Origin of the sequence: Actinosynnema sp. NPDC050436 (genome assembly GCF_040655415.1) — a bacterium.
Lineage (GTDB): Bacteria > Actinomycetota > Actinomycetes > Mycobacteriales > Pseudonocardiaceae > Actinosynnema.
On record NZ_JBFAJV010000006.1, the window covers coordinates 240,340 to 255,925 of the forward strand.

General features: G+C 70.3%; 17 protein-coding genes and 1 pseudogene. 11 read left to right on the forward strand and 7 right to left on the reverse strand.

Annotation, left to right across the window (positions count from 1 at the left end; all coding sequences use genetic code 11):
- Window positions 1-102 precede the first annotated feature (102 nt).
- Window positions 103-864, forward strand: a complete 762-nt coding sequence (locus AB0I60_RS17915; RefSeq protein WP_360731128.1) for a hypothetical protein — start codon at window positions 103-105, stop codon at window positions 862-864.
- 32 nt (window positions 865-896) lie between these two features.
- On the opposite strand, the gene AB0I60_RS17920 is transcribed toward AB0I60_RS17915, so the two are convergent.
- The 4 genes from AB0I60_RS17920 to AB0I60_RS17935 form a co-directional block, all read right to left on the reverse strand.
- A complete protein-coding gene (locus AB0I60_RS17920; protein ID WP_360731130.1) occupies window positions 897-3,083 on the reverse strand; it encodes a hypothetical protein in 2,187 nt (728 codons plus the stop codon).
- 378 nt (window positions 3,084-3,461) lie between these two features.
- Entirely contained in the window at window positions 3,462-3,872 is a 411-nt protein-coding gene (locus AB0I60_RS17925; RefSeq protein WP_360731132.1) for a hypothetical protein, read from the reverse strand.
- Entirely contained in the window at window positions 3,869-4,144 is a 276-nt protein-coding gene (locus AB0I60_RS17930; protein ID WP_360731134.1) for a hypothetical protein, read from the reverse strand. The genes AB0I60_RS17925 and AB0I60_RS17930 overlap by 4 nt, the downstream gene beginning before the upstream one ends.
- A gap of 26 nt (window positions 4,145-4,170) precedes the next feature.
- Window positions 4,171-4,434: a hypothetical protein gene (locus AB0I60_RS17935; RefSeq protein WP_360731135.1), complete on the reverse strand. Its 264-nt coding sequence runs from the start codon at window positions 4,432-4,434 to the stop codon at window positions 4,171-4,173.
- Between the two features lie 416 nt (window positions 4,435-4,850).
- On the opposite strand from AB0I60_RS17935, the gene AB0I60_RS17940 reads away from it, so the two are divergent.
- The 3 genes from AB0I60_RS17940 to AB0I60_RS17950 all read left to right on the forward strand — a co-directional run bounded on the left by AB0I60_RS17940 (window position 4,851) and on the right by AB0I60_RS17950 (window position 8,101).
- Window positions 4,851-5,831, forward strand: a complete 981-nt coding sequence (locus tag AB0I60_RS17940; RefSeq protein ID WP_360731137.1) for a Fic family protein — start codon at window positions 4,851-4,853, stop codon at window positions 5,829-5,831.
- A gap of 36 nt (window positions 5,832-5,867) precedes the next feature.
- Window positions 5,868-6,449, forward strand: coding sequence for an HhH-GPD-type base excision DNA repair protein (locus tag AB0I60_RS17945; RefSeq protein WP_360731139.1), 582 nt, complete (start codon window positions 5,868-5,870; stop codon window positions 6,447-6,449).
- A 65-nt stretch (window positions 6,450-6,514) separates the two neighbouring features.
- A complete protein-coding gene (locus tag AB0I60_RS17950) occupies window positions 6,515-8,101 on the forward strand; it encodes a serine/threonine-protein kinase (protein WP_360731140.1) in 1,587 nt (528 codons plus the stop codon).
- Here AB0I60_RS17950 and AB0I60_RS17955 read toward each other — a convergent pair.
- Window positions 8,035-9,234 (reverse strand): MFS transporter, encoded by a 1,200-nt coding sequence (locus tag AB0I60_RS17955; protein ID WP_360731141.1) that lies wholly within the window; start codon window positions 9,232-9,234, stop codon window positions 8,035-8,037. The two genes, AB0I60_RS17950 and AB0I60_RS17955, sit on opposite strands and share 67 nt — an antisense overlap.
- 80 nt (window positions 9,235-9,314) lie before the next feature.
- On the opposite strand from AB0I60_RS17955, the gene AB0I60_RS17960 reads away from it, so the two are divergent.
- The 6 genes and pseudogenes from AB0I60_RS17960 to AB0I60_RS17985 form a co-directional block, all read left to right on the forward strand.
- Window positions 9,315-9,629, forward strand: a complete 315-nt coding sequence (locus AB0I60_RS17960) for a helix-turn-helix domain-containing protein (RefSeq protein WP_360731143.1) — start codon at window positions 9,315-9,317, stop codon at window positions 9,627-9,629.
- A gap of 60 nt (window positions 9,630-9,689) precedes the next feature.
- A complete protein-coding gene (locus tag AB0I60_RS17965; protein ID WP_360731145.1) occupies window positions 9,690-10,466 on the forward strand; it encodes an ABC-2 family transporter protein in 777 nt (258 codons plus the stop codon).
- Entirely contained in the window at window positions 10,459-11,256 is a 798-nt protein-coding gene (locus AB0I60_RS17970; protein ID WP_360731147.1) for an ABC-2 family transporter protein, read from the forward strand. Before AB0I60_RS17965 ends, AB0I60_RS17970 begins: the two co-directional genes overlap by 8 nt.
- A complete protein-coding gene (locus AB0I60_RS17975) occupies window positions 11,253-12,239 on the forward strand; it encodes an ATP-binding cassette domain-containing protein (protein WP_360731149.1) in 987 nt (328 codons plus the stop codon). The genes AB0I60_RS17970 and AB0I60_RS17975 overlap by 4 nt, the downstream gene beginning before the upstream one ends.
- 43 nt (window positions 12,240-12,282) lie before the next feature.
- Window positions 12,283-12,678: a bacteriophage spanin2 family protein gene (locus tag AB0I60_RS17980; protein WP_360731151.1), complete on the forward strand. Its 396-nt coding sequence runs from the start codon at window positions 12,283-12,285 to the stop codon at window positions 12,676-12,678.
- Between the two features lie 108 nt (window positions 12,679-12,786).
- A pseudogene (locus AB0I60_RS17985) lies at window positions 12,787-12,966 on the forward strand (DUF1918 domain-containing protein); the annotation flags it as partial.
- A gap of 98 nt (window positions 12,967-13,064) precedes the next feature.
- On the opposite strand, the gene AB0I60_RS17990 reads toward AB0I60_RS17985, so the two are convergent.
- Window positions 13,065-13,730, reverse strand: a complete 666-nt coding sequence (locus AB0I60_RS17990) for a TetR/AcrR family transcriptional regulator (protein ID WP_360731153.1) — start codon at window positions 13,728-13,730, stop codon at window positions 13,065-13,067.
- Between the two features lie 79 nt (window positions 13,731-13,809).
- Between AB0I60_RS17990 and AB0I60_RS17995 the strand changes: the two genes are divergently transcribed.
- Entirely contained in the window at window positions 13,810-14,715 is a 906-nt protein-coding gene (locus AB0I60_RS17995; protein ID WP_360731155.1) for an NAD-dependent epimerase/dehydratase family protein, read from the forward strand.
- On the opposite strand, the gene AB0I60_RS18000 is transcribed toward AB0I60_RS17995, so the two are convergent.
- Window positions 14,712-15,527: an inositol monophosphatase family protein gene (locus AB0I60_RS18000; RefSeq protein ID WP_360731157.1), complete on the reverse strand. Its 816-nt coding sequence runs from the start codon at window positions 15,525-15,527 to the stop codon at window positions 14,712-14,714. The two genes, AB0I60_RS17995 and AB0I60_RS18000, sit on opposite strands and share 4 nt — an antisense overlap.
- Window positions 15,528-15,586 lie beyond the last annotated feature (59 nt).

Genomic DNA, 15,586 nt, shown 5'->3' on the forward strand with positions numbered 1-15,586 from the left:
CTCGTTACCGATTCCACCCGATCGAGTGGGCCGGGTTTGCCCGGATAACGGGCTCCACGACGGCCGCGATTCCTCAGTACGTCGAATTCGAGGATGTGCGCCATGAGCTACCCCCAAGGAACCCAACACCACCTGCCGGTCCAGGACGCGCCCAAGCCGAGGAAATTCGGTGCACTGGCGTGGACGTCGCTGATCCTGGGAATCGTGGGCCTGGTCGGCTCACCGATCATTCTCCTGAACAACCTCACCGCCGTCATCGCCGGTGTGGGGGTGGTACTGGGTCTGATCGCGTTGTTCGGCAGCAGGAAGATCCTCGCGGGCATCGGTGTCGTGCTCTGCGTCCTGGCGGTCGTCGCCACGGTGGTGGCGCAGAACGCGGCGGTGAAAGCCCTGGACGAGGCGTTCAACGGGACGACCAACGAGGGCACCGTGAGCGGCGGGGACGCCAAGGCGGACGCCGTGAAGAGCCCGCCGACCTGGGACCAGCGCTACACGTGGGAGAACGGCCTGGCCGCAGAGGTCTCCGCTCCCGCCGCGTGCACGCCGGGCGAGTTCGCCATCCCGTCGGACGTGGCACGGGGCGTGAAGGTCACCGTCACGGTCGTCAACGGTTCGGACAAGCCGTTCGACACGGGTCTGCTGTCGGCCGGCGGCGAAACCCAGTTCGCGGGGAAGAAGGCGGAGAAGATCTACGATTCCAGCGGGGCGTGCGGCGACAGTGCCCTCGCCACGGCGACCGTGCTGCCGGGGAAGACGTTCACCTACGACCTGGCGTTCGCGGTGGGTGCCGAACCCGGAGAACTCCAGATCACCCTCCAGCCCGACTTCGGCGCGGACAAGGCGATCTTCGTGGGCCAAGCCTGAGCGGGCGCTGCACACCCACCGCCCTCGTGCGTTCAGGCCGGCGGGGCTGCGGAGAACTGGATGACCGTTCCGACCACTCCGCCCAGCATCGCCGTGAAGAGGTTGACGTACAGGGATTTCGCCCGCGCGTAGACCCACCACGAGTCATCGTTCTTCGAGAACCGCAAAGCCAGTGCATGGCAGAGCGCCGACCACACCCCGGCAGCGACGAGGACGAGCAAGGCCCCTTTCCACGGCAGCCCCTTCTCGACCACACCCACGACCGGCCCCCACAGCAACACCACCGCCACCACGCACGCTGCGGCCACCGCCACCGCACTACCCAGGAAGAACCGACGTGACGAGACGACGGCAGCTTCTTCGAGGCGTTCCCGCAAGTCCTTCTGCTCCTCCTCCAGCAGGCTCAGCTTTTCCTCCTTCTCCCGCGCCCGCTCCTGCTCGTCCTGGAACTGCTTCTTCCACTTGGCAGCTTCGGCCTGCGCGCGCTGCACCTGTTGCCGCGACTGCCTCTTCGAGGTGTCCCGCCCCTCCTGCACACCGACCCGCCGGTCGACCAGCCGCTGGAGGTCGCTCTTCTCCGCGTTCAGCCGCTGGATCTCCGACTCCCGTTCCTGGTTCTCGGTCTCCAGGTTGCGCACGACCTCCGTGAGCGCCGTGTCGATGGCGACGACCACCTGGCTCTCGGCCACGTCGGACGCGACCTTCTCGCGGAGCGCCTCGTTCTGCAGCACTTTGAGGGCGGTGTCGGTCGAGATCGCGGAGTAGTGGGCCAGCTGCGAGATGATGCGGAGGGTGACCTGCTCCGTCTTCGGGTCGAACTCCTGGAACATGAACGGCAGGCGGGCGCTGCTGAGCAGAGCCGCCTCCAGCTTGTCGTTGCGCGGGACCCAGAACTGGAGCATCTGGATGAACTGGCTGGGGTGCAGGAAACACGGCGCCTGCCGCTTGGCGCGACGCCGGTCCTTGTCGTACCTGAGCAAGCCGGTGTTGTCGATGCTGAGTCCCCAGTACTCCATCTCGGCGACGATGCTGGTCCGCTTGCGCTTCTCCGCCGTGTACCGCCAGAGGACCACGTCGTGGACGACCGACCCGCGCGGCCTTCCCCGATCCTTCGCGCCCTCCCGTGCCACGATGTCGGCGATCTCGGACTGCACGGACTGCCGTTCACCGATCACCTGCGTGAGGGGATCGTCCACCACCGCGATCCCCTTGTCCGCGAGGATGATCTCCAACCCGTTGAGGTAGGGGCTGAAGTAGACCTCGGCGGTCATCGGCCGCCCGGTCTGCTCGACCACTTCCAGGAAGTGGGCCACCAACCCCGGCTGCGTCCCCGACCTCAACGTGGCGGTGGCCAACTCCGGCGTGATGAGCCCGCTGCCGACGCTGCGCCTGTTGACCAGGAGGGCGTTCGTCGCCTCGGAGATGGTCTGGGGAAGGACGAGGAACTGGACCTCGACCCGGTCCTCGATCTCCTTCAGCAGGTCGAACAGGTACAGGGTGGCTTCGTTCGACGGGTTGGCGTGCAGGGAGAGGATCGAGAACAGGAGGTTGGTGTCGAGCAGCACTTTGAAGCGCACCTTGCCGCCGTGCTGCGGAGCAACCGCGTCCAGCGACTGCCGGTCGAGGTTGGCGGCCAGGACGAGCAACTGCGCGTGCAGCCGGCCCAGCACCCACGTGCGGACGTGGTCGTTCTCCGTGTCGAGGAAGTCGGTGATCGCACTGCGCACCGCACCCCGCTGGTCCTCGTCGACGCGTTCCAGCAGGCGGTGGATCAAGCCGGCCTTCTCGATCTCCTCGTCCAGCCCGGCGAGGATGGCGTGGGTACGAGCCCCGAGTTGGCGGATGAGCGGGTTCAGCAGGAGATTCTGGAAGTCCGCGAAAATCTCACCCGGCGACAACACGCACCCGGCCTGCGCCAGGCTCTTCGCAAACATCCCACTGATCTTCTCTTCTAATTCCGCGGCTTCTTCCCGCTGCTTCCACAGGGCCCGGCGAGAGTTCTCGGAGAGCGAGCACCCGCCGGCACCGCCGGTCAACAGCGAACCCGCCCTCTTGAGCCTCTCGATGACGTCCGCGAACTGCCGAGGCTCGACCGTGACCCCGAGGTCGTCGACCAGACTCCGCTTGATCTGCTCCAGCCGCTGCGGACGGCCGACCTCGGCCAGTCGCCACAGCACGATCTTCCCCAACGCTTCCAGCCACCACTCCGACCGGTTCAACTCGACACGGTGGAGAACACCGACCAGGGAAGGGGGAAGAACGGCATCATTCTGTTCCAAAGGGACTCCTCACCGAGCACCGCGTACTAGGCCATCGCAAACCCCTCCAACCCCGTTACCCACATCCCATACCATTCCGGCCACCACAACTCTTTCCGAGGCGGGCTCACATAAGAGTCGCCTCCCAAACCGACTGACGACCTCCCGCGATCCAGATCAACGCGGAGTGTTCGACCATTCACCTCACGTCGAACCGCCTCCGCGAACCGACCGACCAGTACAGCCCGCTTGTGCCTGGGAACCAGCCGGCCTCCATACGAGGCCGCGTTGACCCGCCCCTCCGGGATGCTGCTCGATCAGCGCACAAGTGATGTGCGACTAACTGCTCCCTTCAAGCAACCGAGCAGCAGTTTTCGGGTCCATAAGGTTCGAGTAGACCTGTTCGCCGGACCGCAACGACCGATCCGGCATGGCGAACTCCGGGTACCAGCCATCCCGATCACAACCTGGAACCAGGTCGAGGGCGACGGCGACGAAGTTGTCGGGCACCGATCCGGTGATCCACATCGCCACGTACGTGCCCCGGTCCTCCACGCCTCGAACGAGCACCCCGAGTTCTGCACCGGCAACTTCGCCGACGTGTTCGTGCCCGTTGAGCAACGACGCACGCACCAGGCGCCGAACCGTCTCGCGCATCGCCCGCAGCATTCGGACGGCTGCCTCGGCGCAGTACCGATCGTGGTCGCCCCGGCCCGCGAGCCACTGGTCGCAGAACGTCGCCGACTTCAAGGGCGGAGTGTGCTCGGCGTTGTACCTGGCACGTGCGGCGGCGGCATCAGTAGCAAGCGCTTCATAGAAGTCATCCCGACTTCCAGCTTCCCTGACTCCCGCCACCGCTGCACTTTGACCTTGAACACGACTATGTCGTCAATCGAACGGATCCGCTCACGTGGACCTGTCGGCTCGGCGAACTGTTCGTTGCCCTTCTTGATCAGCGGGTGGTCGATCTCATCGAGGGGCTCGTCGATCGGCGGCAGGTCACGATTCAGATCCTCGCGCAAACAGCGGAGGGTCGGGCGAACGGCCATCAGGATTCGCTGACCCCGCCCAGTTCATCGAGACGTTCCTTGGACATCCCTGTCAAAGCAGCCACCTGACTGCTCCGGGTGCCGTCGAGCGCCGCCATCGTGCGACGCAAGGCGGCGTTGATCTCTTCCCGCCTCGCACCCAGGTACTCACGAACAGCAGCGGCCAACAGGTCCTTCTGGGACATGTGCAGCGCGGTGGCACCGTGCGCGATCAAAGCGTGCGTCTCTTGATCGACCTTGACAGGAGCAGACTGGACAGCCATGCCACACCTCCAGGTACCCAAGGGTACTCGGGTACCACTACAGGTCAAGTAGGCACGCCACTTCCGACGACCGGCGAGAACCGACTCGACGCAGGCTCCCCTGGTCCGCCCATGCGATGTTCTCGCCATGTCCCCGAAGCTGCGCCTCGCACAGGACCCGAACGCCGACGAACTGCTGTCCCAATAGCCCGCTGGCCCTGCTCTTCGGGATGCTGCTCCACCAGCACACTGTCTGATGTATGACATCGGCGGGGCGGGCCACCACCCACCCCGGAGTACTCCACCACATCCTAGTTGTTCGGTTCGATTCCTTTGGCAGGTCGCGAACAACTCCGCCTAGTTGTTTGGTACAGTTCGAAGAGCTTGATCCGAACAACTTGGAGCCACGCATGGCAGGGCGTCCGTCACGAGCGGTCGTGTACCAGCGACTGGACGAGGCTGTCGCCGAGCTTCGCGAACGTCTCGGTGGCCTGCCCGCTCCCGCCGAAGCCGAGGACATCTGGTCCAACATCTGGCACCAGGAAGCACACAACAGCACCGCGCTCGAAGGCAACACTCTCGTCCTGCAGGAGGTCGAACGCCTCCTGGACGAAGGCCGCGCGGTGGGCGCGAAGCCGCTCCGGGACTACATGGAGGTGCGCGGCTACGGCGACGCGGCCCGCTGGGTCTACGGGCAGGCCCTCGATCCAGGCGATTGGCAGACCGGCGACCTCGTCTCGTTGCAGGAGGTCCGCCACATCCACCACCTCTGCACGACCCCGGTGTGGACCATCGACCCCCACCCGCACGCAACCGATGCCGAGAGCCCCGGGAGCTTCCGCCGCCACGAGATCGCGGCGTTTCCGGGCGGCATGAAGCCACCGTCGTGGACCGACGTCGACCACCTCATGCGCGACTGGGTGGGCGAGACCGTCAAGCTGCGAGACCTCGGCGATGAACCTCTGCCGGAGTCGCTGGCACGTGCGCACAACTCCCTGGAACAGATCCACCCGTTCCTCGACGGCAACGGTCGTGCGGGCCGCCTGGTCCTCAACCTGCTGCTGGGACGGCTCGGCTACCCGCCGGCGATCATCTTCAAGAGGGACCGCGACAAGTACCTGCAGGCGATGAGGCAGGCGGACCGCGGCGAGTACGGCCCGCTGGGCGAACTCATCGCCCGCAGCGTCACCGCGAACCTGTACAAGTTCATCATCCCGGCCGTGGCCGGCCCGGTGAAACTCGTGCCGCTCGCCGCTCTGGCCACGGACGACCTGACCGAGAACGCACTCCGAGTGGCGTCCATGCGTGGCCGCCTACGCGCGATCAAGGGCGACGACGGTTTGTGGCGCAGCAGCAGGAACTGGGTCGACGAGTACCGCAAGAACCGCCACCGCCGCCTCGGTGGACCATCCTCCTGACAGCGATCGCGACCGCCGCGTGCAACCATGTCGCCCATGAGCCCGAAGCTGTGCCTCGCGCAGGACCCGGAAGCGGACGAACTGCTCTCCACCAGCCCGTTGGCCCTGCTCTTCGGGATGCTGCTCGACCAGCAGATCCCCATGGAGAAAGCGTTCAAGGGGCCCAAGGCGATCGCCGACCGGATGGGTGGCGAGTTGGACGTGCACCGGATCGCCGAGGCCGGTGAGGAGGACTTCGCCGCCGTCATGGCCGAGGTTCCCGCTGTGCACCGGTTTCCCGGGTCCATGGGGAAGCGGCTCCAGGGACTGGCCCGGTACCTGATCGAGCACTACGACGGCGACCCCGAGGTCATCTGGACCCGGGACGAACCCGACGGCAAGACCGTGCTCAAGCGGCTCAAGGAGTTGCCCGGGTACGGGGACCAGAAGGCGCGGATCTTTCTCGCCCTGTTGGGCAAGCAGCTCGGCGTTCGGCCCGACGGGTGGCGGGAGGCCGCCGGGGCCTACGGGGACGACGGGGCTCGGCGGAGTGTCGCCGACGTCCGGGACGCGGTCTCGCTCGGCGAGGTCCGGGAGTTCAAGAAGGCCGCGAAGGCTGCGGCCAAGGGTTCTGGCTGAGGGGCGCGGCGGGACGGGCGTTGTCGACACCCGGAGGTGTCGGTCCTCCGGGTTAGAGTCGCCGCGTGCAGTTGCCGGGATTGGCCGATCTCACTCCGTTGGGGCAGGGCGGGTTCGCCACCGTCTACCGGGCTCGTCAGGTCCAGTTGGGGCGCGACGTCGCCGTCAAGATCGACAACCGCGTCCTCCAAACCGAACGCGACCGGCGGCGGTTCCTGCGGGAGGCCCAGGCCGCCGCTCGGCTCTCCGGGCACCCCCACGTCGTCTCGGTGCACGATGCCGACTTCACTCCCCAGGGCACTCCCTACCTGGTCATGGAGCTGTGCACGGGCGGGTCGCTGGCCGACCTGGTCCGGCGGGACGGGCCGCTGCCCGCGCCCCGGGTCCGGGACCTGGGGGTCCAGCTCGCCGACGCGCTGGCCGCCGCGCACGCCGAAGGGGTGCTGCACCGGGACATCAAGCCCGGCAACATCCTGCTCGACCGGTACGGCACGGCGAAGCTCGCCGACTTCGGGCTGGCCGCCCTGCTGGACGCCGAGGGCAGTTCCACCGTCACCCGGGACGCGCTGAGCCCCAGCTACGCCTCCCCCGAAGCCTTCGCCATGGCCCAGCCCACGCCCGCCGCCGACGTCTACTCGCTGGCCGCCACGCTCTACGACCTGCTCGCGGGCAAGCCGCCCCGGCCGGTCCCGTGGCCCATCGAGTCCTTCGACCACCTCGGGGAGGTGCTGCGGTCACCGGTTCCGCTGGTCGCGGGCGTCCCGCAGGAACTCCACGACACGCTGGTGCGGGCGCTCACCCCGGACATCGCGTACCGGACGGGCAGTGCCGCCCAACTGCGGGACGAGCTGAAGAACCTCAGTGGCGGGAACCTGAGCAGCGGTAGTGGTGGTGTCGGGGGTGGGGTGCCGCCGGTTCACTGGCAGCACGTCGTGCAGCCGGTGTCCGGACCGCAGCAGGTGGCGCAGCCGTGGTCTGGGCCGCAGCAGTCCGGGCCGGGGGTGCAGCAGTCCGGGCAAGGGCAGCAGCAGCCGTACGGGCAGTCCGGGCCGCCGCAGCACCAGCAGTTCTCCGGGCCTCCTGCCCAGTACGCGCACTCCGGGCCGTTGACCACCAGGCGCAAGCCGTGGGCGGCGGTCGTGGTCGTCGCGCTGGTCGCGGTGGCCGTGGCCGGTGGGGTGTGGTGGATCAACCGGGAGAGCACCGCGCGGGACGACGTCGGCAAGGGCACCGGTGGGACGTCCGCCGCCCAGGACGTGCTGGAGACCGTGCCGCCTCGGCTCAAGTCGTGCGGTGAGGGCTTCTGCATGGCCGAACCCACCTGCTACCACGGGATCACGTCGATCGGCGGGCAGGCGGCGTCGGCGCGGCGCGCGGGTGACTGCTCCACGCCGCACTACTGGGAGGCGTTCTCCGGCGGGTGGCTGTCCGGGGCGATCCCCCAGGTCGACAACGACGAGCTGGTGAAGGCCGCCGAGGTGAAGAGCGTGTGCACGGCCGAGGTGATGAAGGCCAACACCCGCCCGGCCGTGGACACGTCGTCCTGGGAGATCACCGCGGTCGCCTTCAGCGACGGCAGCCGGAACTACTTCCACTGCTTCGCCAAGGACCCCGAGGAGGGCGAGGTCACGACCAGCGCCTTCGGGTCCTGAGCGGGCTTGAGCGCGAGCACCAGCAGCACCAGCGCGAGCACGGCCGGCGTGGCGGCGATCGGTGCCAGGGGCAGCAGGCCGACCCAGCTGATCACCAGGCCGCCGAGCACGCCGGACAGGCCGACGCCCAGGTAGATCGCGGACGCGTTGAGCGACAGCAGCAGGCCGCTGGACGCGGGCGCGAGCTCGATCAGCCACGACTGGATCGGCGGGTTCGCGGCCCAGGTCAGGGCTCCCCACGCGAACAGGGCGAGCGCCGCGCCGACGACCGTCGTCGTGGTCAGCGGCAGGGTGGCCAGCACGACGATGAAGCAGCTGAACATCGTGACCAGCAGCTTCCTGGTGTCGAACCGGTCCGCGAGCCGCCCGCCCGCCCAGTTGCCGAACGCGCCGCCGACGCCGTAGGCGACCAGCAGCAGGCTGATCACCACGCCTTCGACGTGCGCGGTCGCGGTGAGCAGGGGTGCGACGTAGTTGAAGACCGTGAACACCGACAGGCAGGCGAGCACGGTCAGCGCCAGCACCATGACGACCCGGCGGTCGGCGGCGGGCGCGAACCGCTCGCGCAGGCGGACGGTGGGCGGCGCCTCGACCACGGGCAGGCCTAGCCGGACGGCGACGGCGGCCAGCGCGGTGATGGCGGCGATGAGCCCGAACACGCCCTGGTAGCCGAGCGGTTCACCGAGCAGGTTGCCCGCCGGCACGCCGAGGACCAGGGAGAACGTCAGGCCGCCGAACACCAGGGCGACGGCGCGGCCACGGCGTTCCGGCGGGGTGAGCACGGTGGCCACGAGCACCGCGCCGGGCGTGTAGACGGCCGCGCCCAGGGCGCTGACCACGCGCGCGGCCAGCAGCAGCGGGTAGGTCGGGGCGAGGGCGGCGGCGAGGTTGCCGACCGCCGACACGGCGAGCGCGGCCACCAGCAGCGTCCGCCGCTCCCACCGGCCGGTGAGGGCGGCGAGCAGCGGGGACGACAGGGCGTAGGCGATGGCGAACGCGGTCAGCAACTGGCCGGCGGTGGCGTGCGTGACGTGCAGTTCCTCGCTGACGGCGGGCAGGACGCCGGTGACGATGTACCCGCTCGTGCCGATGGCGAACGCGCCGGCGGTGAGCAGGTAGGTGCGGGCTGACATGGGTTCGATTCCCCCGATCGAATGATGGTTCGACAGGAACCGTACTACGAGAATCATCAAAGTTCGATAGATCTCGTATCATGGTCGCCATGCAGGCGCTCCCCCACCCCGAACGCGACGAGATCCGCATCGAGGCGGTGCTGCACGCGCTGGCCGACCCGGTGCGGCTGCGCATCGTCCGGGAGCTGGCGCTGCGCCCGGACGGCGTCTCGTGCGGGCTGATGGACCTCGGCATCAGCGCCTCCACCCTCACCCACCACGTGCGCACCCTCCGCGAGGCGGGCGTGGTCTTCGTGACGCCGCGCGGCACCTCGCGCATCAGCAGCCTCCGCCGCGAGGACCTGGACGCGCTCTACCCGGGACTGCTGAACGGCGTGCTCGCCGCGCCGCGCTGACCGCACCGGGCCCGCGTCGGCGCGCTAAATGGTTTGCGGCCGTTCCTAGGGTAGTGAGACGTGCGCGCTTACGCGCTGCTTGCGCTCGCCGGATTCCGCCGCTACTCCACCTATCGACAAGCGATGTTCGCCGGCCTCGCCGCGAACACCACCTTCGGCCTGCTCCGCACGGCGGTGATGGTCGCGGTGGTGGGCGCTGCGCCCAAGGCCGGCTACGACGTGCCCACCGCCGTCGCCTACGTGTGGGTCGGCCAGGGGCTGATGGCGTTCGTGCAGCTCTGGGGCGACACCGCGCTCGCCGAGCGGGTGCGCAGCGGTGACGTGGTCGTCGACCTGCACCGGCCGTGGCACCTCCAGGCCGCCCTGTTCGCCGCGGACGTCGGCCGCGCCGGGTACTCGGCCCTGGTCCGCTTCGCGCCGCCGGTCGTGGCCGGCGCGCTGGTCTTCCCGTTCCGCTGGCCCGAACCGGCCGCGTGGCCGGTGTTCGCGCTCAGCGCGCTGCTGGCGCTCACGGTCTGCTTCGGCGTGCGCTTCCTGCTCAACGCCGGCACGTTCTGGTTGCTGGACAACCAGGGCGTGATGAGCCTGTGGTCGGTCATGTCGAGCGTGCTGTGCGGCTTGGCGCTGCCGCTGGCGTTCTTCCCCGACTGGGCGCGCACGGTGTTGTGGGCCACGCCCTTCCCGGCGATCGTCCAAGGCCCGATCGACGTCTGGATCGGCCACGGTCCACAGTGGACCACCTTGGCGCACCAGGTCTTCTGGGCGGTCGTGCTGCTCGCGGCGGGGCACTGGGTGCTCGGGCGCGCGGTGCGCAAGGTGGTGGTGCAGGGTGGGTGAGCGCATCTACGCCAAGCTGATCGCCGCGCGGTTGCGCGGCCAGATGTCCTACCGGGTCTCGTTCGTGCTCTACTGCGCGTCGCAGGCGTTGGCGCAGGGCTCCGAGCTGGTCGTGATCCTGGTGCTGTTCAACCAGGTCGACGCGCTGGGCGGGTTCTCCGCGACCGAGGTCGTGCTGATGTACGCGATCGCGTCGGTCGCGTTCGGCGTCGCGGACACGGTGGCGGGCCAGCTCAACGAGCTGCCGCGCTACATCCGCACCGGCCAGTTCGACGTGCTCCTGGTGCGCCCGTTGGGGACCCTGCCGCAGATCGCGGTGTCCGACGTCCGGCTGCACCGCCTCGGGCGGGTGGTCACCGGCCTGGGCGCGTTGACCTTCGCCCTGGTGCACAACGACATCGCCTGGTCGCCGTGGACGGCGCTGCTGGTCTTCGCGGCACCGCTGGCCGGTGCGGTGATCTTCTCGTCGGTGTGGGTGGCGGCCTGCGCGGTGTGCTTCTGGTTGGTGGAGGGGCAGGAGCTGGCGAACAGCGTCACCTACGGCGGCAACTCCTTCGCCTCCTACCCGGTCACCGTCTACTCGGGTTGGCTGCGCCGGGTCATGGCCTTCGTGATCCCGACCGCGTTCGTCGCCTACTACCCCGCCCTGGCCCTGCTGGACCGCCGGGACCCGTTGGGCGGCCCCGATTTCCTGGGCTGGGTTTCCCCCCTCGTCGCACTCGCCGCCGCCGGCGCGGCCGGGCTGGTGTGGCGCTTCGCCGTTCGCCACTACCGAGGGACCGGGTCATGATCGAGGTGCGCGACCTGCGCCGCGAGTTCACCGTGCGGAGCAGGAAGGGGCCCGACGAGGGCGGGCGGGGCTGGGCCGGGCGGTTCCGGCGCACCCGCCGGACGGTGTGCGCGGTCGACTCGGTGAGCTTCGACGTCGCCGCCGGCGAGGCGGTCGGGTACGTCGGGCCCAACGGGGCCGGCAAGTCCACCACGATCAAGGTGCTCACCGGCATCCTGGTGCCGACCTCCGGGCACGTCCGGGTGTCCGGCGTCGACCCGTCCCGCTCGCGGCGCGAGCTGGCCCGCCGGATCGGCGTGGTGTTCGGCCAGCGCAGCCAGCTCTGGTGGGACCTCCCGCTGCGGGACAGCTTCGAGCTGCTGCGCGCGGTCTACCGGGTGCCCAGGGCCGACCACGCGCGCCGGCTGGACGAGTGCGTCGGCCTGCTGGAGCTGGCCGGGTTCCTGGACACCCCGGTCCGCCAGCTCTCCCTGGGGCAGCGGATGCGCGGCGAGGTGACCGCCGCCCTGCTGCACGGCCCGGAGCTGCTGGTGCTGGACGAGCCGACCATCGGGCTGGACCTGGAGTCCAAGGAGCGGCTGCGCGAGTTCCTGGCGGAGCTGAACTCCGCGCGCGGCACCACGCTGCTGCTCACCACCCACGACCTGGACGACATCGAGCGGCTCTGCCCGCGACTGGTGGTGATCGACCGGGGCACCGTGCTGGCGGACGGCCCCCTGGAGGCGCTGCGGGCCGAGGTCGCGCCGGACCGGGTGCTCGTGGTCGACCTGGAGGTGCCCGCCGCGCCGCTGGACGACCTGCCCGGCGTGGTGGCGGCGCGCGTGGAACTGGGCGGACTGCGACAACACCTCACGTTCCGCCGCGCGGAGACCACGGCGGCGGCGCTGATCGCCGCCGTCGCGGCGCGGGCCGCCGTGCACGATCTGGTGGTGGAGGAACCGGAGATCGACGATGTGGTGCGCCGCTTGTACGCGCGTCGGTAGAGTCGGACGAAACGGTCACGTTTTCCGCACCCGAGGAGTAGCCATGCGCGCAGGTCGTCCGGTCGCCACCTTCCTGCTGGCGCTGGGGCTCGTCGGGGCGCTGTCGGCCTGCGAGGCCGTGCAGGACGCCTCCAACGCGGCGAACCAGGCGGGCCAGGCGATCGACAAGGTCAAGCTGTGCGCCGACGCGGTCGCGCTGGCCGGGTTCACGCCGAGCACCACCGACCCGCAGAAGGCCCTGGACGAGACCAAGGCCAAGGCCGAGGAGCTGAACAAGCTGGCCGAGAAGGCGGGCGACGCCACGCTCAAGGACGCCATCACCGGCGTCTCCGACACGATGTCCAACGTGACCCTGAGCGACCTCGACCCGGCCAAGATCGCGGACTGGTCGCAGAAGAAGCTGGACCAGGCCGCCAAGCTCACCGCCGCCTGCGGCTGACCCGCGAGAGCCGGCCCCGCCGCGCGGAATGGCCGTGTTGAGCGGAAATGCCAGGCTGTCGGTACCTTCGGAAGCGTCCTACGCTGGGACGCACCGGAGGTGTTGCACATGCACGCGACAGTCGGCGACCGGTTGCACGTCCACAGCCGCGCGGTGGGACTCGACGAGCACATCGGCGAGATCCTGGAAGTCCGCGGGCACGCGGGTGCGCCGCCGTACCTGGTCCGCTTCTCCGACGGCCACGAGGGGCTGGTCTACCCCGGCCCGGACAGCCTCGTGGAGCCGCGTCGGAGCCCGGAGGGCCTGACCGAGGCCCGCCGGGGCCCCGAGGGCGTGGCGCAGCCGCGCCGGAGCCCGGAGAACCTGGCCGAACCCCGCCGGGGCGACTAACCGCCCCGGACCAGCGAGTCGACCTCGGCGCGGTACAGCAGCGCCGGGTCGAACCCCATCGGGCCGAACTGGCCCGACACCTCCAGGCTGAGCACGCCGTGCAGCCTGGTGAACGCCCGCACCGAGGTGAGCAGCACGGCGGGGTCGACCTCGCCCTCACCCCGCGATCGGGCCCACTCCCGCAGCTGACCGTCCAACCCGGACGGCGTCACAGGCCGGGCGGGCGGGCCCGACTCGGCCAGGACGCCGATGAACGCGCTCATCGTGCGGTGCGCGAGCGCGATGGTGTCCTGCGGCGCGTGGTAGCCGGGCAGCGGCGAGCCGAACAGCAGCAGGTAGCGGTGCGGCTGGTGGACGGCCCAGGCGCGGTAGGCGTCCGCGAAGCCCCGCACGCGCTCGTCGCGGGGCCGGTCGGCGGTGTCCGCCACCGAGGCTTCGACCGCCTCCGCCAGGTCGCGCCAGGCGTCCCGGATCAGCTCGGTGAGCAGGTCGTCGCGGTTCTTGAAGTACCGGTAGAGGGCGGGGCCGGTGACGCCCATGCGCTTGGCGATCGCGTTGACCGACACCCCCTCCACGCCGAGCCCGGCGAGCTGCTCCAGCGCGATGCGCTTGGCCTCGTCCCTGGTCTCCTCGCGGTACCGCTCACGCCGGGTCGTGGTCACGTGCGCCCTCCCTTGACAGAGACACTCTAACTTGTGTTAGAACTTCTAACGTCAGTGAGAGGCAATCAGGGGAGCTGTCATGCCGGTGGTCGTGCTCGGGGCGGGTCGGGGCATCGGGCGGGAGGTCGCCCGGCAACTGGTGGCCGACGGCCGGGAGGTCCGCGCCGTCACGCGGTCCGGTGGCGTGCCGGAGGGGGCCGAGGACGTGCGGGCCGACCTGCTCGACCGGGACGCCGCCGTCGCCGCCGCGCGCGGCGCGTCCGTGGTGCACCTCGCGGCGAACGTGCCGTACCCGTCCTGGGCCGACACCCTGCCGACGCTGTTCGACAACGCCGTCGCCGCCGCCGAGGCCGCCGGCGCGAAGCTCGTGCTGGCCGACAACCTGTACTCCTACGGGCCGGTGACGGAACCGATCACCGAGGACACCCCGGAACGCCCCGCCGGGCCGAAGGAGAAGCTGCGCAGCGCGCTGGGCAAACGCTTGCGGGAGGCGTCCGTGCCGGTCGTGCTCGCCCGGTCCAGCGACTACTACGGGCCGGGCGGCGTCGGGTCGCTGCCCGGCGAGCTGCTGCTCAAGCCGCTGGCGCTGGGCAGGCGGCCGATGTGGTTCGGGCCGCTCGACGTGCCGCACACCTTCGCCTACCTCGGCGACACCGCCCGCGCGCAGATCGTCCTGGGCGACGACGAGCGCGCGGACGGGCGGGTCTGGCACACGCCGGCCGCCCCGACGCTGACCGTGCGCGAGTTCGCCGCGCTGGCCGGCCGGGTGCTGGGCACCCCGCGCGCACCCCGCCGGCTGCCGACCGCCACCGTCGCGCTCGTCGGGCTGGTCGATCGACGCCTGCGGGGCGCGGGCGAGCTGGACCACCAGCGCACGCGCCCGTGGGTGGTGGACCACTCGGCGTTCGAGCGCACCTTCGGCCCCCTGCCCGCGACCCCGCACGAGGAGGCCGTCGCCCGCACCGCCGAGTGGTACCGGGCCTAGCCGAGGACCGCCGCGATCAGCTCGTCGGCCAGCGCCGGGGTCGCGGCGGCGATGCCGGACCAGCGGCGGGACAGGTCGAGGTCGAACTCCAGCGGGCGGCCGTGCAGGTCGAGCAGCGCGCCGCCCGCCGCCGGGACGGTGACCAGGGCCGCGATCAGGTCCATCAGCCGGTGGGTGTCCGAGCCCGGGTCGGCGAACCCGTCCACCGAGCCCTCCGCCACCAGCGCCGTCTCCAGGCACGTCGTGCACAGGATGCGGATGCGGTCGGCGGCGTTCGCCAGGCGCGTCCACGCCTCCTCCGTGCCGCGCTTCGGGCGCATCAGGCACAGCGACGAGCCCTTCAGCGCGGTCCGGCCGGACGTGCGGTACGGCGTCGGGCGGCCGGCCTTCGCCGACCACGCGCGGCCCGTGTCGAACCACACCGTCAGCGCCTCTACGGGCACGGTGTCGACCACCAGCGCCCCCGCGAAGCACGACAGCGGGACACCCGTGGCCGCGTTCGCCGAACCGTCCACCGGGTCGACCACCAGGGTGGCGGCGGAGCCGTGGTCCACGAAACCGGCTTCCTCGGACAGCAGGTTCACGCCCGCCGCCTCGGCCGCCTCCACGATTGCGCCCTCCACGATCGCGTCCACCCGCATCGTCGGGGTGCCGTCCGCGCCGTCCGCGACCTCCTCGCGCAGCTCGGCGCGGGTGTGCAGCTGGCGGGCCTCCTGGTAGGCGCGGGCGGCGGCCCGCACCGCGGCGGCCAGCGCGGGGTGCACGTCCTGGGGGAGCTGGGGTTCCGGAACGGGCCAGGGGTTCTTGGTCACGGTGGAGAACATGCCACGGGGGAGCCCCCGGTGTGGAGGCTCCCCCGCGTCGTGGGAAC